This is a genomic window from Telluria sp. ZT3P26, from assembly GCF_059686035.1.
The window spans coordinates 416,899-438,956 of the sequence record NZ_JCASII010000003.1 but is presented as its reverse complement, the minus strand read 5'-3'; the positions used below and the strand labels follow the sequence as shown (position 1 = coordinate 438,956).

The 22,058-nt window shown below is 65.0% G+C and carries 19 protein-coding genes; 6 read left to right on the top strand and 13 right to left on the bottom strand.

The window, feature by feature from the left end:
• Positions 1-44 precede the first annotated feature (44 nt).
• From AC56LN_RS12690 to AC56LN_RS12670, 5 genes are all read right to left on the bottom strand, one after another.
• On the bottom strand, positions 45-1,139 hold the full coding sequence (locus AC56LN_RS12690; protein WP_499572143.1) for a porin: 1,095 nt from the start codon (positions 1,137-1,139) through the stop codon (positions 45-47).
• Positions 1,140-1,497: 358 nt separating this feature from the next.
• Positions 1,498-1,917, bottom strand: a complete 420-nt coding sequence (locus AC56LN_RS12685) for a hypothetical protein (RefSeq protein WP_183552687.1) — start codon at positions 1,915-1,917, stop codon at positions 1,498-1,500.
• Positions 1,918-2,053: 136 nt separating this feature from the next.
• Positions 2,054-2,758 (bottom strand): MOSC domain-containing protein, encoded by a 705-nt coding sequence (locus AC56LN_RS12680; protein WP_499572141.1) that lies wholly within the window; start codon positions 2,756-2,758, stop codon positions 2,054-2,056.
• Positions 2,759-2,771: 13 nt separating this feature from the next.
• Positions 2,772-4,232, bottom strand: coding sequence for a M28 family peptidase (locus AC56LN_RS12675; RefSeq protein WP_499572139.1), 1,461 nt, complete (start codon positions 4,230-4,232; stop codon positions 2,772-2,774).
• Positions 4,233-4,352: 120 nt separating this feature from the next.
• The gene (locus tag AC56LN_RS12670; protein ID WP_499572137.1) at positions 4,353-5,486 is read right to left on the bottom strand and encodes an alkene reductase; all 1,134 of its coding nucleotides are present in this window, start codon (positions 5,484-5,486) and stop codon (positions 4,353-4,355) included.
• Positions 5,487-5,697: 211 nt separating this feature from the next.
• On the opposite strand from AC56LN_RS12670, the gene AC56LN_RS12665 reads away from it, so the two are divergent.
• From AC56LN_RS12665 to AC56LN_RS12650, 4 genes are all read left to right on the top strand, one after another.
• The gene (locus AC56LN_RS12665) at positions 5,698-6,789 is read left to right on the top strand and encodes a sensor histidine kinase (protein WP_499572135.1); all 1,092 of its coding nucleotides are present in this window, start codon (positions 5,698-5,700) and stop codon (positions 6,787-6,789) included.
• Positions 6,786-7,571, top strand: coding sequence for a LytR/AlgR family response regulator transcription factor (locus tag AC56LN_RS12660; protein WP_499572133.1), 786 nt, complete (start codon positions 6,786-6,788; stop codon positions 7,569-7,571). The genes AC56LN_RS12665 and AC56LN_RS12660 overlap by 4 nt, the downstream gene beginning before the upstream one ends.
• 66 nt (positions 7,572-7,637) lie before the next feature.
• A complete protein-coding gene (locus AC56LN_RS12655; protein ID WP_499572131.1) occupies positions 7,638-8,426 on the top strand; it encodes a ferritin-like domain-containing protein in 789 nt (262 codons plus the stop codon).
• A 1-nt stretch (position 8,427) separates the two neighbouring features.
• Positions 8,428-10,839: a DNA polymerase II gene (locus AC56LN_RS12650; protein ID WP_499572129.1), complete on the top strand. Its 2,412-nt coding sequence runs from the start codon at positions 8,428-8,430 to the stop codon at positions 10,837-10,839.
• Positions 10,840-10,875: 36 nt separating this feature from the next.
• Here AC56LN_RS12650 and AC56LN_RS12645 read toward each other — a convergent pair whose 3' ends face one another.
• From AC56LN_RS12645 to AC56LN_RS12625, 5 genes are all read right to left on the bottom strand, one after another.
• Positions 10,876-11,061: a hypothetical protein gene (locus tag AC56LN_RS12645; protein WP_499572127.1), complete on the bottom strand. Its 186-nt coding sequence runs from the start codon at positions 11,059-11,061 to the stop codon at positions 10,876-10,878.
• A gap of 467 nt (positions 11,062-11,528) precedes the next feature.
• On the bottom strand, positions 11,529-12,335 hold the full coding sequence (locus tag AC56LN_RS12640) for a hypothetical protein (protein WP_482898877.1): 807 nt from the start codon (positions 12,333-12,335) through the stop codon (positions 11,529-11,531).
• A gap of 67 nt (positions 12,336-12,402) precedes the next feature.
• Positions 12,403-14,427, bottom strand: coding sequence for a M13 family metallopeptidase (locus AC56LN_RS12635; protein ID WP_499572125.1), 2,025 nt, complete (start codon positions 14,425-14,427; stop codon positions 12,403-12,405).
• Positions 14,428-14,519: 92 nt separating this feature from the next.
• On the bottom strand, positions 14,520-15,248 hold the full coding sequence (locus AC56LN_RS12630; protein ID WP_499572123.1) for a hypothetical protein: 729 nt from the start codon (positions 15,246-15,248) through the stop codon (positions 14,520-14,522).
• 20 nt (positions 15,249-15,268) lie between these two features.
• Positions 15,269-15,577 (bottom strand): hypothetical protein, encoded by a 309-nt coding sequence (locus AC56LN_RS12625; protein ID WP_499572122.1) that lies wholly within the window; start codon positions 15,575-15,577, stop codon positions 15,269-15,271.
• A gap of 406 nt (positions 15,578-15,983) precedes the next feature.
• Between AC56LN_RS12625 and AC56LN_RS12620 the strand changes: the two genes are divergently transcribed.
• Positions 15,984-16,943 (top strand): chemotaxis protein, encoded by a 960-nt coding sequence (locus AC56LN_RS12620; protein WP_482898874.1) that lies wholly within the window; start codon positions 15,984-15,986, stop codon positions 16,941-16,943.
• Positions 16,944-17,061: 118 nt separating this feature from the next.
• On the opposite strand, the gene AC56LN_RS12615 is transcribed toward AC56LN_RS12620, so the two are convergent.
• The 3 genes from AC56LN_RS12615 to AC56LN_RS12605 form a co-directional block, all read right to left on the bottom strand.
• Entirely contained in the window at positions 17,062-17,526 is a 465-nt protein-coding gene (locus AC56LN_RS12615; RefSeq protein ID WP_499572121.1) for a hypothetical protein, read from the bottom strand.
• A gap of 119 nt (positions 17,527-17,645) precedes the next feature.
• Positions 17,646-18,176: a cytochrome b gene (locus AC56LN_RS12610; RefSeq protein WP_499572119.1), complete on the bottom strand. Its 531-nt coding sequence runs from the start codon at positions 18,174-18,176 to the stop codon at positions 17,646-17,648.
• Positions 18,173-19,240 (bottom strand): catalase family peroxidase, encoded by a 1,068-nt coding sequence (locus tag AC56LN_RS12605; RefSeq protein ID WP_499572117.1) that lies wholly within the window; start codon positions 19,238-19,240, stop codon positions 18,173-18,175. Before AC56LN_RS12605 ends, AC56LN_RS12610 begins: the two co-directional genes overlap by 4 nt.
• A 285-nt stretch (positions 19,241-19,525) precedes the next feature.
• Between AC56LN_RS12605 and AC56LN_RS12600 the strand changes: the two genes are divergently transcribed.
• Positions 19,526-22,027 (top strand): PAS domain-containing hybrid sensor histidine kinase/response regulator family protein, encoded by a 2,502-nt coding sequence (locus AC56LN_RS12600; protein WP_499572115.1) that lies wholly within the window; start codon positions 19,526-19,528, stop codon positions 22,025-22,027.
• Positions 22,028-22,058: the final 31 nt, after the last annotated feature.

Genomic DNA, 22,058 nt, shown 5'->3' with positions numbered 1-22,058 from the left:
TGGGGCGGAGGGTGGTAAGGAATGCGCGTCGTCGGGTGTCGTCATCAGAACATGTGCATGATGCCCATCGTGAACCGGTTGGCCGAGTCGCTGCCGACGGCCACGAAGTTCTGGGCCAGGTTGATCTGGTCCGTCCTGACGATGCTGTCGGTCGCGGCGTGGCCCACCGAGACGTAGCCGGTCGTGCGCTTGCTCATCAGGTAGCGGCCGATCAGGATGAATTGCTGGGAATCGTCCTTCAGGTCGCCCGAACGCTTGACCTGGTAGGCCGCGGCCGTGACGAGGAAGGCCGGCGCCACCGGCACATCCGCACCAACGCCGAGCACGGCGATCTTGCGGCCAGTGCTGCGCAGTTCATTCCACGAATAGGTCGACTTGAGCGTGAACGCCGGGAACGCGTACTTGATGCCATACGCGTGCGACGTGAGCAGGTCGGTGTCGGTGATGTTCTTCATGCGCGCATAGGCGCCGGCAACGGCCAGCTTGCCGGTGTTGTACAGCAGCGCGCCGCCCTGGTAAGAACTTTTCTGCGCGTTGCCCGCCTGCTCGCCGAAGGCGCGCATCAGGGCGAAACTCAGGCCCTTGAACACGGGCGACGTGTACTTGACCGAGTTGTTCTGGCGCAGGGCCGTGCCGCCATTGTTGGCGCCATACGGCGCATACACGGCGGCGTTGTTCATCGCCGAGAACAGCACGTTCGGGCTGCTCGATGCAAAGCCCAGGCCCAACGGATCGGCCATGCCCACCGACATGATGCCGACGATATTCTGGCGGCCGATGTCGATGGCGCCGTAGTTGGTGACGATGCCGACCGTGGCTTCGCGGTCGAACAGGCTGGTACTGGATGGGGTGCCGAAAGGTACGCCGGCGCCGCCGGTATCATTGAGCAGCGTGCCTTCCAGCCCGAAGCGCGCCTTCATGCCGCCGCCCAGGTCTTCCTGGCCCTTGATGCCCCAGCGCGACACCTGCATCTGGCCGGTATCGACCTTGGTCTGGTCGCCTTGCGGGCCATCGTTGGTCAGGCGGGTCAGGCCGGCATCGATGATGCCGTACAGGGTGATGGCCGATTGCGCGGACGCGGTCGGTGCGACGGTAACGCAGACGCATAGCGCTGCCATTGCGATGATGTGTTTCTTCACTCGGTCTGTCTCCATTATTGTGATGGTGCCGGGTCGTGGCCGGCCATGACGATGGCCGATGTCCGATCCATGAAGAGGTTTCTCTTTGCGGAACCAGGTCTTCAATAATGAAACTGTAGGTTTTTAGGTTTGACAGTGTCAACAGGTATTCGCGCTATGGCGAAGTCTTGCTTCACTCAGGTGAGAAACGTGTCGAAACAGGTACAGAAGGTTTTGAGAGGCGAACCAACCAGTTTGCTTGGCGGAACAGAGGCACTTGCCGCGTTGACGGGCGCCCAATGCAAACAAGCCGCGACACCGGTTTCCCGGGTCGCGGCTTGCGTACTACAGAACGGCTGGTGGAACTAATTCGTGAGAATTACTTCGACGCGTCCTGCATTTTTTCGCCAGCGCGCTCGACGCTACGGCCAGCAGCAGCGGTTGCGTTGCTGGTAGCTTCTTTAGCGGCAGCAGCTGCTTCGCGGCTTTCCTGACGCACTTCTGCGCCAGCAGCGTCGATACGTGCTCCGGCACGGTCGGTCGCTGCATCGATACGCTGACCAGCAGCGTCCATATTGGCTTCAGCCTTGTCAGCAGCAACTTCCATCTTGTCGCCAGCGCGTTCAGCAGCAGCATCGACCGAAGCAGCGGCTTCTTTCGACTCTTCGGCAACCTTGGCGCCTGCGTTGTCGACGGCAGCGCCGGCTTCTTGTGCAGGACCCATATTGTCGTTCTTGTTGCAACCGGCCAGCATCGCGACGCTCAGCATCAGGGCGGAAATGGTAATCGTGGTTTTCATGGGGTGCTCCTTAAAATTAAATGTTGTCATTCAGCTTACACCAGCTGCCAATTTTTTGACTCACGCCCCGACCGCAATCGTGCGCGACAGAAGCATTAAAACATTTCCAAAACACATCGGCTGTGCGGTAGATAACTTAACAACAATCGAGTTTGAAGTCGGGCGCTGACGCTGTGGCGGGGAGCCCCTCGTCGAACAGGCCACTGCCATCCCAGCGGGGCAGCGGCGAGACGGTCCGCGCCGCGATCGCCCGGCTGGCATAGGCCAGTCCAAGCGACGCAAGCAGGCGTGGAAAGGCCCGGCAATAGGTCGACTGGATGCCGGCCAGGCGCGCCAGCATTGCATACTCGACGACGTATCCCGACGGCATCGCCTCGATCACCTGCGCGACGCGTTCATGCCAGTCGTCTGACCAGGCAGGCAGCAAGGGTCCCAGATCGCGTACCGTATCGCCAACACGGATGGCGCCGCCTTGCACGACGCGCCCCAGCACGCCGCGCCGGGCGCCGATGCGAGCGGCGACCTGCGCCCCGTGCAGATCGAGCCGGCCGCACGCTTCACACGCGAACATCAAACGCACCTGCGCCCGGTCACCGATCTGCAGCACGGTGCCAGACGGCAGGGCGTCGATGGGGGTGTCGAGCAGCAGGTTGTCGCGCAGCGTGTGAGGTGGCAGAGAAAAATCCGCATAGGTTGCGCTGCTTGCCAGCAGCAGCTGGCGGGGCGATGCCGGATCGCGGTGGCGATCACCGTCGATTCCCGCGCCGGCAATCAGCATCAGCTGATCGACCGGCTGCGGTGCGGCGCTGCCCGGCGGGCGGCGCGACAGGCCGACCAGCATCACCGGTTCACCCTTACTTCGATTGCAGCGCGGCCGCCGCGGCGCGGTACTTGGCCGCGTTGGGCACGGACGTCCACGCCGGCTTGACCGGGTCGTTGGCGATGTCCTGCAACGCCACGGCGATCATGCGGTTCACGCTGGCCAGGTTGTCGTAGTCGACCTTGTCCCAGGTGTCGTCCTTGCCGTGGTAATCGGGGAAGCCGAACGCCACGCACAACGTGTGGGCCGGCACGCCGGCATCGGCCAGCGCCTGGTTGTCGCTGCGCGCAAAATAGCGGTCGCTGTTGGTCGGGTGCTTCCAGAAGCGGATGCCGGTCTGCTCGCCCGCGCGTTGCAGCGTCGTGCCCACGGTCGAATAGTCAAAGCCGGTCATCGTGGCCGAGCGCAGTTGCGGGCCTTCGCTGTCGTCGGTGCGGCCAAGCTGCTCGAGGTTCAGGTTCATCACGGTGTCCTTCAGCGGGAATACGGGATGCTTTGCGTAGTAGCGCGAGCCGAGCAGGCCCAGTTCTTCGCCGAACAGCGCGACGAACACGATGCTGCGGCGCGGCCGGTCCTTTTGCGCCGCCATGCTGGCGGCGATCTCGATCACCGACACGGTGCCGCTGCCATCGTCATTGGCGCCGTTGAACACCTCGCCATCGCGGATGCCCAGGTGGTCGTAGTGCGCGCTGAGCATCACGTAGGTGCTTTTCAGGGCCGGGTCAGATCCGCGCAGCACGCCGATCACGTTGCGCAGTTTGGTCGGCGCGATCTCGGGCGCGACGATCTTCGCGGCGACGGTGGCGCCACCCTGTTCGAGCGCGGTCGCGGCATCGGCTTCATGCACCAGCACGACCGGTGCGCCGCCTTTGGCCACCGCCACGCTCGGGTCGATCAGCCAGCCGCCCTGCGTGCGGGCCTGGCGCCGTTCGCGGTCAATCAGCACGATCAGCGCCGGCTTGCTTTTCAGTTTGGCTTGCAGTGCGGCGCCTGCACCAGGGATCGCGGCGGCCGGCACCACCAGCACCTTGCCGTTGGCCTTGTCCGGATCGTCCAGCGCCGCCTGCCAGCTCATGAAGACGGCCGGAGTGCGCGCCAGCGTGACCGGATCGACGAAGTTGGCCGATGCCCCCGTGCCGGTCAGTGTCATGGTCTTGCCGCCCGCCGTCACGGTCAAGGCGATGTCCTGCGGGCTGCGCTTCGCGTACTGCCAGTTCGCGGTCTGGAAGTAGCCATCGTCGCCAGCCGCCTCGAGCCCCGCGCGGCGGAATTGCGCCGCGATGTATTCGGCCGCCAGGTCGACACCGCGCGACGGCGTGCCGCGCCCTTCGAGCAGGTCGGACGACAGGAACGACAGGTGGCCGCGCAGCGAGTCGGCCGAAATGCGCGACGTCAGCGTATCGTGCGCCGCCGTCTGCGGCCCCTGCGCCGATGTGGCGCACCCGGTCAGGGCGAGGGCGATGGAAATGGACAGCGCGGAGGCAAGATGACGCATGCGAGGACTTCCGTGGATTGATGAGGATGGCAATATGACATGGTGGGGTGAAGCGGGTCAACCGGGATGTGTGCATCCCTCTCAGGCCCACCGGCCAGTGACTGCCGTCCTGTCAGGCGATCAGGCCTGCGCAGCGTACGGCGGGTAATCGATGTATCCGCTGGCGTCGCCCCCGTAGTAAGTGCTGCGGTCCGGCTCGGCCAGTGGCCAACCATTGCGCAGGCGCGCGACCAGGTCGGGGTTCGAGATGAACAGTTGGCCGAATGCCGCCAGGTCGATCACGCCATCCGCGATCAGCTGATCGGCGCGTTCGCGCGTCATGCCGCCGGCCAGGATCAGTGCCGTTTCGGGCAGCGTGGTGCGGAAGGCGCGCAGCAGGTCCTGGATCTTGTCGGACACGGTCGGTCCTGCCGCCTTGTCGTTCATGCCGTAGCCGGATTGGTCCATGATGTGGACATACGCGATGCGGCGTTCGCCCAGCGCGGCGACCAGCGCCGTGTAGGTCGCGGCGATGTCGTCGTACAGCGGCATGTCGAACAGGCGGCCGTAGGGCGACAGGCGGATGCCCACGCGCTCGCGGCCGATGCGGGCGACGACGGCATCGACGACGGCCAGGGCGAAGCGCAGGCGGTTGTCCATCGTGGTCGCGCCGTACTCGTCGTCGCGGTCGTTGACCAGCGGGTTGAGGAACTGCTCCAGCAGATAACCGTTGGCGCCGTGGATCTCGACGCCATCAAAGCCGGCCTCGATGGCATTGGCGGCGGCGTTGGCGAAATCCTGCACCACGCGCGCGACCTCGTCGGTGGCAAGCTGGCGTGGTTGGGTCGTTGCCACCATGCCCGGCGTGCCGTCGTCCTTGAGGCCATAGGCCATGGCGCCCTGCGCGGTTTTTGAGCTGGCGCTGACCGGATCGATGCCATCGGTCTGGATGCTCGGGTGCGACACGCGGCCCACGTGCCAGAGTTGTGCGAACATCTTTGCGCCGACGGCGTGCACGGATTGGGTCGTCAGGCGCCAGCCGGCGATCTGCGCCGGCGTGTAGATGCCGGGATTGAACAGGTAACCCTGGCCTTCGCGCGAAATGGGCGTGCCTTCGCTGACGATCAGGCCAGCAGTGGCGCGCTGGGTGTAGTACAGCGCGACGGTTTCGGTGGCGACATCGTCCGGCGCGCGGGCCCGGGTCAGCGGTGCCATCACGATGCGGTTGGTCAGGGGCAGGGAAGCGAGTTTGAATGGCGAAAACAGCGGGTGCATGGCGTCCTTGTAGCGAAATGTGGATTGGTGCGGCCAGCATAAATGAATGCGCCGGATCGGGCGCTGTGCAAGCGAATCGCGCCGTCGCGCTGTGCGGGGCCGGATTCACTCCCGGCGTTCTTCACTTCGTCGCACCAACCCTTGCCGCTGGCGCGCCTGCTGGGCACAATGGATTGTCCTTGTCACCGTTATTATCTTGAAGCGAGTCCGCATGGCCAGCATTTCTCCACCGGTTCACCAGCAACGACGCGCGCGCCTGCGACGCGTGCTGACCGATTTGCCGCTGTCGATCGGCATCAGCATACTGCTGGCGTGTTTCATCAGCCTGGTGACGGGGCGCTTCCTCGAAAACATGCTGGTGTCGGTCCTGATCGGCATCGTGGCCTTCACGATCGTGTACGGCGGGCGCCTGCTGTTCATCAAGCGGCCGGTCTGGCGCAAGCGCGAATGGGCGATGTTCGCTGCGCTGGCGGTGCTGGCGGCGCCGGTTGCCCATTTCACGGGTCTGTACACGGCCGGGCTGTTGCTCGGCATTCGTACGCCCACGCTCGCCGAATACCCGTCCGCCGACCGCATCAGCATGATCGTCTTCACGTTCCTGGGCACGACCCTGATGGTGGTGCTGATCAGGAACCGCGAACGCATGCGGCGCGCCCAGGAAGAGCAGGCCGCCGCGCACCTGCGCGCGCAGATCATCGAGCGCCAGGCCTTGCAGGCGCAACTGCGCCTGCTGCAGGCCCAGATCGAACCGCACATGCTGTTCAATACGCTGGCCAATCTGCAGGGGCTGATCGCGCTCGATCCGGTACGCGCCAGCGACATGCTCGACCAGCTGATCCAGTATCTGCGCGCCACGCTCAGCGTATCGCGCAGCGAGACCACGACGCTGGAGCAGGAATTTGCCGCCATGGGCGCGTATCTGGGCCTGATGGGCGTGCGCATGGGTGAACGGCTGCGCTACCGGTTCGACCTGCCACCGACGCTGCGCACCGCGCGCCTGCCCACGATGTTGCTGCAGCCGCTGGTCGAAAACGCGATCGTGCACGGCGTGGAGCCGAAGGTCGATGGCGGCGAGATCACGATCAGCGCGCAGATCGACGGCGATACCGTGGCGATCGAGGTGCGCGATACCGGTCTGGGTCTCGACCACGCCCATGCACGGCACGGCGGCGGCATCGGCATGACCACATCGCGTGAGCGACTCGTCGCCCTGTATGGCGAGCGCGCCACGCTCACCCTCAACCCGGCGCAGCCACAAGGTACGCTGGCCCGACTGACCCTGCCTCTGGAGTTCGACCGATGACCCGCGCACTGATTGCCGAAGACGAACCGATCCTTGCCGCCACGCTGGCCAGGACACTGCAAACGCTCTGGCCCGACCTGGACATCGTCGCCACCGCGCCCAACGGCCTGGTCGCCCTCGAGCAGGCGCTAGCGCTGCGACCGGACGTGCTGTTCCTGGATATCCGCATGCCGGGCCAGACTGGCCTGGAAGTGGCCGAAGAACTGGCCGAGCGATGGGAGGGGCCGGCACCGTTTCCGCACATCGTGTTCGTCACCGCGTTTGATGACTACGCGGTGCAGGCATTCGAGCATGCGGCCTTCGACTATGTCCTCAAGCCGGTCAGCAGCGCGCGGCTGGGCAAGACGGTCGAACGCCTGCGTGGGGCGCTGGAGACGCGCACCGCGCTGGCACCGGATGCGCTGGGCCAGCTGCTCGGGCAGTTGCAGGCGCTGGCGCCACGCGCCGCACCAAGCGAGCGCTTGACGACGATCCGGGCGGCAGTTGGCAATGCTGTGCGCATGATTCCGGTGCCGGACGTCGTGTACTTTCAGGCGATCGACAAGTATGTCAATGTGGTTACCGCAGACGCCGAAGCGCTGATCCGGGTGCCGCTGAAGGAACTGCTGCCACAGCTCGACAGCGCGCAGTTTCGTCAGGTGAGCCGCAGCACGGTGGTCAATATGGGATGCGTGACCAGTGCGGTGCGGGATGATATGGGCAAGGTGCTGCTGACGCTGCGTGGACGGCCGGAAAAGCCGCGTGTCAGTCCGGTGTATGCGCATTTGTTCAGGCAGATGTAGTGCATGCACCGAAGCACAGCCGGCAGATTGGGTAAAATGCCCGCTTTCGTCAGATTAGCGAACACCATGGAACTCCGCGCCGCCGCGCTGCACGCACTGCTCGACGCCGACCCCGCCGCCAAAGCCAGGGCGGTCGCCGCGCTGTCTGCTGCGTGCAAGGCCGGTCAGGTCGCCATCGACAGCCAGGCCGTCATGACGGCGCCGCCCGGCATCCCTGGCCGTCCGGCGCGCCCGGAACTGGTGCCGCCGCTGCAGGTCGGGCGCCGCTCGATGGGTACGCCGGAAGGGCGCGCGATGCTGGTCCACGCGCTCGCGCATATCGAATTCAATGCCGTCAATCTGGCGCTGGACGCCCTGTGGCGTTTCGAGGGCATGCCCGAGCAGTACTATCTGGACTGGTTGCTGGTGGCCGATGAAGAAGCGCTGCACTTCACGATGTTGAGCGACCATCTGGGTACGCTCGGTTACGCCTACGGCGATTTTCCTGGCCACGACAGCCTGTGGGAGATGGTCGCCAAGACCAGCGACGACGTGCTGGCGCGCATGGCGCTGGTGCCGCGCACGCTCGAAGCGCGGGGCCTGGACGCGATCCCGCCGCTGCGCAAGAAGATCGCCCAGGCGGGCGACCTGGCGGCGGCGCTGATCCTCGACCGCCTGCTGGTCGACGAAGTGGGGCACGTCGAAATCGGCAACCGCTGGTATCTCGAGCTGTGCGTGGCGCGCGGTCTCGAACCGATCGCCACCTACGACGAACTCACGGTGCGCTACAAGGCGCCGGTGCTGAAAGGGCCATTCAATATCGAGGGGCGCCGCGCGGCCGGCTTTTCCGAGGCCGAACTGGCACGCTATCGCTGACATGGACGATGCGGCGTCCGACAGCACCGGCTTTCTGCTGACGCGCCACTGGCGCGACACGCCTGCCGGTTGCGAAGTCGAGTTCTGGCTCGCCACCGACGCCGGCCCGCGCTGCGTGCGCATCCCGGTGCAGACCCCGGTCGCCTTCATTCCCGAGGCGCAGCGCGGTACCGTCGAGCAGCTGCTGCATGATGAACGGGGCTGGGAACTACGGCCGCTCGACCTGCTGGACTTCCAGCACCGGCCGGTGGCTGGCCTGTACTGCCGCAAATACCGGCAGCTGATGCAGATCGAAAAGCGCCTGCGCCAGCATGGCCTCGACATCTTCGAGGCCGACGTGCGTCCGCCCGAGCGCTACCTGATGGAGCGTTTCATCACCGCACCCGTCGTGTTTGCGGGACAGCCGGTAGAGGGCAATCCGCAGCTGCTGGTCGACGGCGTGATGAAGCCCGCGCCTGGCTACCGGCCGACCATCCGTACCGTGTCGCTCGATATCGAGACCACGTTCCAGGGCGAATTGCGCTCGATCGCGCTCGAAGGCTGCGGGCAGCGCCAGGTGTACATGCTTGGCCCGCCGAATGGCGTCGATGGCCCGCGCGATTACGAACTGGACTACTGCACCACACGGCGCGAGCTGCTCAACCGCATGGAAGCGTGGTTCGTCCAGCATGACCCGGATGCGATCATCGGCTGGAACGTGATCCAGTTCGACATGCGCGTGCTGCAACGGCATGCCGAGGCCATGAAGCGCCCGCTGCGCCTGGGGCGCGACGGCAGCGCGATCGAGTGGCGCGAAGCCGGGGGCAAAGGCGGTGGCAGAGGCAGCGGCCAGGAACACTACTTCATCTGCATCGCCGGACGCCTCGTCATCGATGGCATCGACGCGCTGCATTCGGCCACCTGGACCTTCCCGTCGTTCAGTCTCGAAAACGTCTCGCGCACGCTGCTGGGCGTTGGCAAGGCGATCGACAATCCCCATGACCGCATGGCCGAAATCGACCGCATGTTCAACGAGGACAAGCCGGCGCTGGCCTACTACAACGTCATGGATTGCGAGCTGGTCACCCGCATCTTCGACAAGACCCGGCTGCTGGACTTCCTGCTCGAGCGGGCCAGCGTGACGGGGCTGGCGGCCGATCGCAGCGGCGGGTCGGTGGCCGCGTTCGAGCACCTGTACATGCCGCTGCTGCACCGCCAGGGCCGGGTGGCGCCGAATATCGGGGACGTCGAAGGCGCTGACAGCCCGGGCGGCTTCGTGATGGATTCGCGCTCGGGCCTGTACGACTCGGTGCTGGTGCTGGACTACAAAAGCCTGTATCCGTCGATCATCCGCACCTTCCTGATCGACCCGCTGGGCCTGATCGAAGGCCTGCGCGAGCCCGAGGACACCACCATACCCGGCTACCGGGGGGGACGGTTTTCGCGCACCCGCCACTGCCTGCCGGACATCGTCACGCAGGTGTGGGCGGGCAGGGAGGCTGCCAAGAAAGCGCAGAATGCGCCGCTGTCGCAGGCGCTCAAGATCATCATGAATGCCTTCTACGGCGTGCTGGGCACGACCGGCTGCCGCTTTTTCGACCCGCGCCTGGCCTCGTCGATCACGATGCGTGGCCACGACATCATGCACCGCACGCGCGCGCTGATCGAAGAGCAGGGCTACCAGGTCATCTACGGCGACACCGATTCGACCTTCGTCTGGCTGGGCGGCCCACATGCGGAGGATGATGCTCGCCGCATCGGGAACACATTGGTCAATCATGTGAACGGCTGGTGGAAGGCACATCTGGCAGATGAACTGGGGATCGAAAGTGCGCTCGAACTGGAATACGACGTGCACTTCCGGCGTTTTCTGATGCCGACCGTGCGCGGCTCGGACGAGGGCAGCAAGAAGCGCTACGCGGGGCTGGCCACCACGCCTGACGGCGGTGACGAGATGGTCTACAAGGGTCTGGAGACGGTGCGCAGCGACTGGACGCCGCTGGCGCAGCAGTTCCAGCAAGGCCTGTACGAACGGATCTTCAAGGGCGAGCCGTACGCAGACTTCGTGCGCGAGCTGGTGGCGAGGATGCTACGCGGCGAGTGCGACGACGATCTTGTGTACCGCAAGCGCCTGCGCCGGGCACTGGACGACTACGAGCGCAATGTGCCACCGCACGTGCGCGCGGCGCGCATGGCCGACGAACACCACCTGCGCAACGGCCGCCACGCGCTGTACCGCAAGGGCGGCTGGATCCGCTACGTGATGACGCTGGCTGGTCCGGAACCGATGGAGCTGCGCCGCACGCCGATCGACTACGAGCATTACCTGACGCGCCAGCTCGAACCCATCGCCGACGCGATCCTGCCGTTTTTGGGCGACAGTTTCGCGAGCCTCACCCGTCATCTGACCAGTCCGCAAGGCGCGTTGTTCTAGGCGCTGGCGCTGTTCATCGAGGATGCGGCTGGCACGTCAGTCGGTCGTCACGCAGTGAATGACCGTTGCATCCGGCAGTTCGAACGTGATGGCGTGCCCATCGGGACGGGCGATGACCGCGGGCTTCCACGCCGAGCCGTGCACAGGCGGCGTTGCGATGGCGAACGCACGGCCAGCGTCGGTCACGCGCATCGCGCCCGTGGCAGCGATGGCGACGCGCATGTCCCGGCCTGCCCAGGCGTCACGGCACACAATTTTCCGCTCAAGCGATGACGGGCCTGTCAAGGTGGACAAGACAAGCAGACGATCGCGATAGGCGTCGACGAGACACGCACGGTGGCTGTTGTCGAAGGCGCACCGGGCGCGGCGGCGGAACCAGTCCGCAGGCGACTCGATGTGACCGGCGTTGCCCGGCGCCGCCGCGTCGCTCTGTGCCGATCGCTGCGCAGTGAGGGCGTCCAGTGCGCGTAGCAGACGGTCGCTGCAGACGAGCTGGTCGGACGCATAGACGGGCCGGGCACAGTCCGCGCCGATCTGTTCCGGGGGCGGGGGCACCGGTTGCGCAATGGCCGGTGGACCGGCGATGACGATCCACCAGGTCGCCAGGATCGACGCCCTGCGCAGTACAGCGGGCCACGAACAACCGCGGACGTGGCTTCCACCGGGCCCATATCGCTCCAACGGCGATCTCAACGACAACGCCGGTGGCTACCGATGTCGGACAAGCTGTCAATCCGGCCATCCACGGTGATGGCCTGAAGGCATTGTCGGGTACGGCTATTCCACCAGATCGTGCCCTTGCCGTCACCGCCCGACTGGAAACCATCGACGCGCGTGAAGCCGCGCGATTCCAGGCTGTTTTCGGCGCCCGATGCGCGCGCGCCGGTCAGGTCGGACACATTTACCGACGGCGCATAACCGCCGCCCCAGCGGTGATCGTCCCGGTAGGCTGTGTTCTGGCCACGTTGCCGGACGCCGCTTTCGTAGCCGGCGCTGTAGGCATCCCTGCGTGAATAATTGTGGTACGGCTGGTTGTACATGCCATCGTTGTAACCGCGTTCGTAGTCGGCCTCCTGCTCCCGGTCGGCGTAGTGTTTGCCATCGTCGTGGTGTCCCGACTTGTGCGATGCCAGCGCCGCGATCAGCGCGATGGCGCCGACGGCGCCGATTGCGATGGCCGCATCGTTGTTGTCACTTTTCTGGTTGCAGTCACCCTTGCCCACGTCAGAGATCGCCGCGAACCGGCCATCGCTGGTCCTGACCATCACGCAATTCTTGCGTGAGGCATTCCACCAGTAGGTGTACGAAGCGTTGCCGGAATGGTGGCCGGTAATCGACACCCAGCCCCTGGATTCGAGTGTGTTCTCGCCACCAGCGGCGCGGGCGCCCACCAGGTCGCGCAGGTCGTCAGCGCTGGCGGCAATGGATACTGTCGGGGTCAGGGCCGTGGCCAGTGCCGTGCATGCCACGACAAACTGCCGCATCGTTTTCTTCATGTGCGATCTCCTTTTCATTATTTGCAAAACAACCCCGGCGTGTCAGGTCCTGTACGGCGCACCTGGTCTACCAGATTTTCACCCGTTTTTCGGGGGGCAGGTACAGCTTGTCGGTCGGTTTGACATCGAATGCCTTGTACCAGGCGTCGACATTGCGCACGACGCCATTGACGCGAAACTCGCCGGGACTGTGCGGATCGGCGAGCGTGCGGCGGCGTGTTTCGCCCTCGCTCGTGATGTTGCGCCAGAGCTGTGCCCAGGCGAGGAAGAAGCGCTGGTCGCCGCTATAGCCATCGAGAACCGGCGCATTCCCGCCCTGTTTTTCCTGCACGAAGCTGCGGTAGGCCGCATAGGCGACCGACAGGCCGCCCAGGTCGCCGATGTTTTCGCCGAGATTCTGGCGGCCATTGATGTGCAGGCCGGGGAGTGGCTCGTACCCGTCAAATTGCACGACGAGGCCTTGCGTGCGTTGTTCGAATTCGCGGCGCGAGGCCTTGGACCACCATTCACGCAGCTTGCCGTCGCCGTCGGCGCGGCTGCCCTGGTCGTCGAAGCCATGGCCGAATTCGTGGCCGATGACTGCTGCGATGGCGCCGAAGTTCACCGCAGCGTCGGCGTTGGGGTCGAAGAAGGGCGGCTGGAGTATCCCGGCAGGAAACGTGATCGAATTGGCCGATGGCGAATAACCCGCATTGATTTCTTGCGGGCTGTAGGGGAACTCCCATTGTCGCGTGGGCTCCTTCAACTTTTGCAGATCGTCGGCGCGCATCCAGTCGAGCAGGCGGCGATAGTTTCCAACCAGGTCGTCGGCTGCGATGCGGACCGTCGACCGGTCATGCCAGCGTTCGGGATAACCGATGTAGCGCGTGACCTTGTCGAGTTTCTTCAGCGCCTCGGCGCGGGTTGGCGCATCCATCCAGTCGAGCTTGCTGATACGGTCACGGTAGGTGGCGCGCAGATAATTCACCATCTCTTCGACCTGCGCGCGTTCCGTGGCCCCGAAGTACCGGGCGACATAGATGCGGCCGATCTCTTCGCCCAGCACCGAACTTACTGCCATGATGCTTTCGAGTTCGGGCGGCCGTCGTTGCGGCGTATCCTGCAGGCGCTTGCCATGGAAATCGAAGTGCGCCTGGACCCACGGCTCGGACAGCGAATCGGCCCATGCGTCCAGCGTCTTGAAGACGAGGAAGGTCTGCAGGTCGGCGGCCGGGGTGGTGGCAAACAGCCGCGCCAGGTCGCGCACCGCCGTGTCGGTCGTGACCTTGAACTTCGGCTGCTTGTCGAACTTCAGTTCTGTCATGAACGCATCCCAGGGGAAGCCGGGTGCATACTTCTTCAGTTCGCCCGGGGTCATGACGTGGTTCATCCGCACCACGTCACGGCGCTGTGCGACGCTCCAGTGGCGCCTGGCGATCGCGGTTTCCAGCGCCAGCACCTTGCTGGCGCGCGCATCGGCATCGGCGAACCCGGCGCGGCGAAAGCTCGCTGCGATGTAATCCAGCAGTGCCTTGCGGTGGCCGATGTAGGGTTCGGCGTCGGTGAGATAGTAGTCGCGCGACGGCATTGTCAGGCCACCGACACCGAGCGCTGCAATCTGTCGGGTCGGGACGGCCGCATCACTCATCGTACCGGTGGGGAAAAAGCCTTCGATCCAGGGATAGGCCATGATCCTGGCCAGTTCGCGTTTGTCGGTGGTGCCTGCAATGATCGCGAGCGTGCTGGCAATCGGCGTGATGCCCAGCGCGTTGCGGCGCTCGCGGTTCGCATGCGAGCGGTAGAAGTCGCTGATCATCTGCTCCGGACTGCCCGGCGCACCGGCTGTTTCGCCGGCCTGCGCGACAATCCCGGCGACCCGCTTTTCGGTCGACAAATACACTTCGACGAACGAATCGATGGCCGGCAGGCCCGGCGGCGCCGCGGCGGTCTTGAGCCACCCGGCATTGACGTAGCGGTAGAAATCATCGCCTGGCCGGATCGTTGTCGACAGGCCGGCCGTATCGACGCCCCATCGACCGATGGCGGCACTGCCAGGCGCGGCTTGCGCCCCTGGCGCCAGGCACAACGTCAGCGTCAGCGTCAAAGCAGACATGGTTCGAAGCAGCGCGTTCATCATTTTCTCCCCCAGCTGTTTTCAGTTATTCGCAATGGCCCCGCGCAAGCACAATCCGATGGCCGGCGCGCTTACCCGCCGACGATGAAGGCGTCCGGGACCCGGTAGACTTCGATGGCGCCAATCCGGATGATCTGCAGATCGTCCTGACGTTGCACCTCCAGGCTGGCCCCGGCATCGCTGCCCGTTGCCTGACCGTTCGTGAAGAAGATGCGGCGGTGGCCCCCGTCGGGCGTGGCGAGCTCGATCGTCGCGGCACCGCCCGCACGGCGGATGACACCTGCCTTGCAGGGGCCGGACTTCCCGCCGTCCGATGTCGTGCAGACGATGTCTGCCGTCGCGTGGTAGTGGGTGCCGGGAACCAGCGCGTCGCCAGCGTGACGCGCCGTCGTGGCCGGCGCGTCGCGCAGATCGATGCGCAGCGTGTAACGGGCGACTTCGTTGCGGCGCGCGGCGTTGCGCATCAGATAGACCAGCACGCGATACGACCCGTCGGCCGGCACCGGGCCGGCAAAGTGGTTGCCGCTTGATGAACCCACGAACATTGCTTCGCCGCTGCTGTCCGGGGCAATGATGTTGACATACGCCGATGCATTGGTCGGCTTGAAATCCACTGTCAGCATCTGCCCTGCGCGCGCATCGACCAGATAGCCGTGGTCGGCATTGCCCTTGATCTGGCCGGTCAGTGTGACGCTGTGACGGTCAGGGGGGAACACGACATTGGTCTGTTGCTGGGCCGCAGCGGGTGCTGCCAGCAGCAGGGTGATGGTGTACAGCGCAGCGAAAAGAGCATGGCGCATGGGGCCTCCGTACAGATTCGTCATGGGTGCAGTGGTACTGATATCAGCGTGATGCCGTCGACCGTGGCGAGCAGCTTTCCGCCAAGCTGCATGGCGTCAGCCGGTGTGGGGCACCCGACAAGGATCGCGGTGTGGTCAAGGAAGTCGATGGTGGCGGCGCTTTCGCCGATGCGCCGGCAGCGTGCGCCGGATACCGGAAACCCGTCACCGACAGGCGCCAGCGAAGGGGGCCACGTCACGGGACCAATGGCAAGGGCCGGCGCAGGACCGGCTGATACCGTGGCAGGCGCGCATGAGGACAGCGAGATCGTCGCGGCAAGTGCTGCCACCAATAATCTGCCATATAGATACATGCTGTTTCCCCTTCCACTAACAGGTTCGCCAATGGCAAGCGACAGCTGCAATCTGTGCCGCGTTCAAATCATACTGATCCAGTTGTAGAACTCTTGTCAATACTGCACGCTCCGGTGCGCAGCGTGTGATCGATGTTCTCGTGCAGGTCATCGAGGGCGCGATGCCAGGTGACGCATGCGCACAGGTTCGGGTGTATTCTTGGCCGGATGGCCGCCGGACGGCGCACGACTGTATGGCAGTCCGGATCAGCCGGTGTGACATTTCGTGGTTTTTTTGCACCCGCCGACGCTAAATCTGCGACGCTTTCGGTCCGTAATGACTCAAGAGCGTGCAGCCCGTCTACAATGATTTCCGGACAGCATTATATTGACAGGATCAGCCATGAAATCGGTACAACAAGAAGTCGATGAGCGCAGCAACCTGACGGGGACAAACAAGTTCGAACTGCTGCTGTTCCGCCTCGGCGGCGATGCAGAAGGCAATCATAACGAGCTGTTCGGCATCAACGTCTTCAAGATCCGCGAGATCGTCGCGATGCCCGAAATTACCGCCGTGGCCGGCGCGCCGCAGCACGTGCTGGGTGTGGTCAACCTGCGTGGCCACATCATCCAGGTGCTCGACTTGCCGGGCATTACCGGCGTCACGCCCAAGACGGGTCTGAACATCATGCTGGTGACCGAATTTGCCCGCACCACGCAGGCGTTTGCCGTCGAGAGCGTCGAAGAGATCGTGCGTCTCGACTGGAGCCAGGTCATGACCGCCGAGAACACCGCCGGCACCGGCATGGTCACGAGCATCGCCCGCCTGCCGGAGGCCGAAGGCCAGCCGGCGCGCCTGGCCCAGGTGCTCGACGTGGAAACCATCCTGCGTCGCCTGAATCCCGAACAGGATCGCCAGGACCTGTCGCAGGTCGTGGGCAACAAGATCAAGATCAAGCCGGGCACCATCATCCTGGCGGCCGACGATTCGGTAGTCGCACGTGCATTGATCGAGCAGGGCCTGGACGCGATGGGCCTGCCGTACATCATGACCAAGAGCGGCAAGGAAGCCTGGGACCAGCTGGGTACGATCGCTGCTGCGGCCGAAGCCGAAGGTGGCAGCATCTACGACCGCGTCGCAATGGTGCTGACTGACCTCGAGATGCCGGAAATGGATGGCTTCACGCTGACCCGCAACATCAAGTCGAGCCAGCGCTTCGGCAACCTGCCGGTGGTGATCCACTCGTCGCTGTCGGGTACCACCAATGAGGAACACGTCAAGAACGTGCGCGCCGATGCGTATGTCGCCAAGTTCTCGGCCGAAGACCTGTCACGGACGTTGCGCAAGGTACTGGGCAATTAAGCCGGCGCCAGTGGATTACTGCCGCGCACCGAGACGCGGCAGTGATTCACGGCTTGTACTGATCACTGCATGACCGACGCCCGCGCGCAGCCTGCGCCGCGACCGTTCGGCCATCGCATCAGCCGCGACGGCGCGGGCCGGTCAGACGATCGGCCAGCACGGCGGTGACCACGGCTTGCAGCACGTGGATTGCCCAGCGCTCGCCCGCCTTGCGCGGGCCGGCCTTGACTTCACCCTCGGTGATGCCAAGCACGGGCGCGATGGCACCGATATTTACCGCATACAACGCCGTACCGTACAGCGTGCCGATGGCGGCCGGCGACAGGCCTGGCGCCAGTTCGCGCAGCTTGGGCACGGCGGCGGCAAACGCGGCCGATGCGCCCAGGTGGTTGACGAACTCTACGGCGCTGGTGCCGGCGTCGCCGATGACAGCGCGGGAACCCGTCACGTCATCGATCCAGTCGACCGCATCCCGGTCAAGTGTTTTGGTCAGCACGCCGGACTTGCGGCCTGCGACCATGACGGCCGTCGTGACCACGCCTGCGATCAAGCCACCCACGATGGCTGCTGTGTATTTTTGCATGTACGTCTCGCTTGAAAAGTGAATCCGCAGCGGGGCGCCCGTGCGCTCGCTGCAGATGGAGTCAATACGATACGTGGCTGGATGGGCGGACTCGGTGCGGTGCTGCACCGATGAGTGACTCAGTCGCCCTTGGCCATCTGCCCGAACACCTCGTCACGCCGGACCCACGCGTGGTACAGCGCCGCGCCCAAGTGCGCCAGGATCGTGAAGAACAGCACATATGCGAGCACGCCATGCAGCGGACGCAGGAAGCCGTACATCGCCGGGCTGTGCGGCAGGATGGCCGGCAGGTTCACGCCGTCGAACAGCACGACCGGATAGCCGCCTGCCGACAGCATGGCCCAGCCGATCAGCGGCATCGCGAGCATCAGCGCGTACAGCGCCCAGTGCGACGCCGTGGCGGCCCACACCTGGATGCGCGGCAGATCGGCCGGCAGCGGCGGCGGCGTATGCAGCAGGCGGTTCACGAGACGCACGATCGCGAGCAGCAGGATCGCCAGACCGAGAGGCCGGTGCAGGTCGAGCAGGAAATCGCGGTGGCGCAGCGACACGACCATGGCGGCGCCGACGAACAGCATCCCCAGGATGGCAACGGCCATCGACCAGTGCAGCACGCGGGCCAGCAGATTGAAGTGGCGTGGCTGATTCATCGTACGCTCCCGGTGTGGGTGTTGCCCGAGCTGATTTCACGTTCGCGGCGGTTGAACGAGACCGAGTACACCGACGAGCGCGCGTGCAGGACAGGATCGTCCGTGCCGGCGATGCCCTTCGGCAGGATCAGGGGATCGAAGTTGAGGTTCAGGCATGGGCCGGCGACCTGCGGCTCGGCGCGCACCAGCGTCAGCGTGCCGGCGATGGTTTCGGGCCGGGTGTCAGGCCAGGCCTTCGAAGGATCTTCGATCGGGTCGCCCGGTGCTGCGAACTGCATCACCATGTCCCATTTCAGCGGCCCGGCTGCAAGGCGGCGATCCAGATCGGCCGCCAGGAAGTCGCGGTCGGCCGTTTTCAGCTGTTCGGGGTCGGCGGCCACGAATGGCGTGTGCGGGCGCATCGACCAGCGTACGGCGCGCGTCGTGCCGGCGGCATTGGTCAGGCGAAACGCGTTGACGCCATTGAAGCGCGTATTGGCCAGGCTATCGGGCGTCGGCGCGCTTTTCGACCACGCCATGAAGTTCTTGATCTCGGGATGGGCGGCAAGGACTGCCTCCATCTTGGCTGGATCCGGCTTGCCGGTGGCCGGATCGGGCAGGCGGGCGGCGTTCAGCGCCTGGAAGGCTTCCGGGGTGGATGCGGCAAAGAACGGGAAGCTGTTCATCGCCATGCGCCATTCCTGGCCATCATCGGTTTTCAGTTGCAGCGCCATGCCGCGCACGGCGGCCTTGTTGTCGGGCGAGTGCGGATCGTTGCCGGGGCTGGAAAAGCGGCCGAGGACCGGCGTCGACGGCTGCGAAAACACGCGCGCGGCAGACAGTTGCGCGGCGGCAGGCGTGGGCACGAAGGTGCCGACGATGCAGATGCCCTTGGCATGCGCACGGCGGACACCCGGTTGCTGCGTGCCGGAGGCTTCGGCGGTGTTGACCATCGTTTGCGGCGTGACGTTTTTGTTGCCGAGCCAGCCGCCGATCCAGGCAAACAGGACGGCCAGCACAAGGATGATCAGCGCGATCGGGAGCAATAACAACGGGGAGCCGTGGCGTGGCTTGGGGGGGGACATATAGGGAACTCTCTTGAAAGGATCGTGGTATGTACAGCCGGAAATTACCGTGGCGGATTGTCGCATGATTAACAATTTGGTGCGTGCCGTCACCCGTAGCGCCGTTGCGCCGGCGGTACGCGTCGCGCATGACCATCCGGCGAGATCAGTGAATATGTGCAAGAATCTCGTGGTCCATTGATGTCGTCTCACACTATATATTTACATGCACCAACGCCAAACCGTGTTCGTCCGCCGCTTTCCTGCGTCTGCCCCATGCCCTGATCATTGCACCGGGACAGGGTTGTGAACGCGGCGCACGCCGGCATCGCGGCATTCGACTGGAGCGCCACCCCGCTGGGGGCGCGTGCGGCGTGGCCCGCACCGCTCGAAGCGGTGTTCGGCATGATGCTGGCAACGCCGGTGGCCATGTGTGCGACCTGGGGCCCCGACAGGACGCTGCTCTACAACGCGGCCTACGCGCCGTTTCTGGCCAAACGCCATCCCGCTGCACTGGGGCAGCCATTGCACGAAGTCTGGGCCGACGTCTGGGCCGATATCGGCCCGCTGGTGGCGCGCGTGATGGCCGGCGAAGCAGTCAGTTTTGCCGACATGCCGCTGGTGATGACGCGCAGTGGCCACGAAGAAGAAACCTGGTGGTCGTTCGCCTACAGCCCGCTGCGCAATGACGGCCACATCACCGGCTTTCTCAATATTGCGACTGAAACAACGGCTGGCGTTGTCGCCGCGCGGGAGCGCGATGCGGCGCAGGCCCAGCTCATCAAGCGCAATATCGCGCTGGAGCAGGAAATCGTTGCGCGCAGGGAAGCCGCCAGCCGGCTCGCCGCCGTGATCGAGCACCTTCCGGTTGGCATTTGCCTGTTTGACATGGATGGGCAGGCCATCCTGAGCAATCCCGTGTTCCGGACCTTTGTCCCGGACTTTTCGCCCACGGATACCGTGCAGCGCGCGTGGGAAGACTGGTGCGGCTACGATGTGCAGGGACGCCTGCTGGCACCGGAGAATTATCCGAGCGCACGCGCGTTGCGGGGCGAACTCGTGGCGCCCGGCGAAGAATTCCTTCGACGCGCGCCCGATGGCACGCACACCTGGGTTGCCATCAGCGCCGTGCCGCTGATCGACAGCGCCGGCGAGCAGGCCGGCATCATCCTCGTATTCGACGACATCGACCAGCGCAAGCGCATCCTGCTCGATCTGGAGCGCCAGGTCGCGGAGCGGGCGCAGGATCGCAATGCGCTGTGGATGCTGTCGTCGGACATCATGTTGCGCTGCACGTTCGATGGCACGATTACGGCCACCAATCCGGCGTGGTCGGCCGTGCTGGGCTGGCGCGAGCATGAACTGGTCGGTGCGAACCTGTTCGACCTGATTCATCCGGACGACATGGCGCACACCATCGCCGGCGCGCAGGAGTTGTCGCATGGGATCGGCCATCAGCGGTTCGACAACCGCTACCGCCATCGCGACGGCAGCTACCGCTGGATCTCGTGGTCGACGCGCGCGCACGAAGACCTGATCAATGCCGTGGGCCGGGACATCACGCGCGACCAGGAGCAGCTGGCCGAACTCGAGGCGATGCAGAATGCCTTGCGCCAGAGCCAGAAAATGGAAGCGGTGGGTCAGCTGACCGGCGGCCTGGCGCACGATTTCAACAATCTGCTGGCCGGTATCTCCGGCGCCCTGCAACTGATGCAGATGCGCATGCAGCAGGGGCGCTTCAGCGACTTCGACCGGTATATCGCAACGGCGCTGGGCGCGTCCAAGCGGGCGGCGGCGCTGACGCATCGCCTGCTGGCCTTCTCGCGCCAGCAGACCCTGACGCCCAAGCCGACCAATGTGAACCGGCTGGTCGTGGACATGCAGGAGCTGGTCCAGCGCACGGTAGGCCCGGCGGTGCGGATCGAGGTGGTCTGCGTCGCCGATGCCTGGCCGGCACTGGTCGATGCGTCGCAGCTTGAAAACGCGCTGCTGAACCTGTGCATCAATGCGCGTGACGCGATGCCCGATGGTGGCAACATCACTGTCGAGACCGCCAACAAATGGATCGACGAGCGCGTCGCTCGCCAGCAGAACATGGCGCAGGGCCAGTATCTGGCGCTGTCGGTCAGCGACACGGGCGTGGGCATGGCGCCGGACGTCGTCGCCCGCGCGTTCGAACCGTTCTTCACGACCAAGCCGATCGGCCAGGGGACGGGACTCGGGCTGTCGATGATCTATGGCTTCGCCCAGCAGTCCGGTGGCCAGGTGCGCATCTACTCCGAGGTGGGCCAGGGCACGACGGTGAGCATCTACCTGCCGCGGCATTACGGCGCCGGCGCTACCGAGCTGGAGGCCGACGTCGCGGCGCCGACGGCGCTGACGCAGTCCGGGCAGGTGGGCACGGTCCTGATCGTCGATGACGAACCCACGGTGCGCATGCTGGTCATCGACATCCTGCAGGATCTGGGCTTCGGCTGGATCGAGGCGGCCGACAGCGCGGCGGGTCTCAAGATACTGCAATCGGATGCGCGGATTGACCTGCTGGTGACGGATGTCGGGCTGCCCGGTGGCATGAACGGGCGCCAGATGGCCGATGCGGGGCGCGCGGCCCGGCCCGGGATGCAGGTCCTGTTCATCACCGGCTACGCCGAGAATGCCGTACTGAATAATGGCTACCTCGACCCGGGGATGGCGGTGCTGACCAAGCCGTTCTCGATGGACGCGATGGCCGCGCGCATCCGGTCGATGGCCGAGGCGGGCGCCGCCGAAGCGGCGGGGTCCTCTGCAGCAAGTCGCCATCCACGGTAAGATTGTCGTCCTTACCACAGGACCACTTACC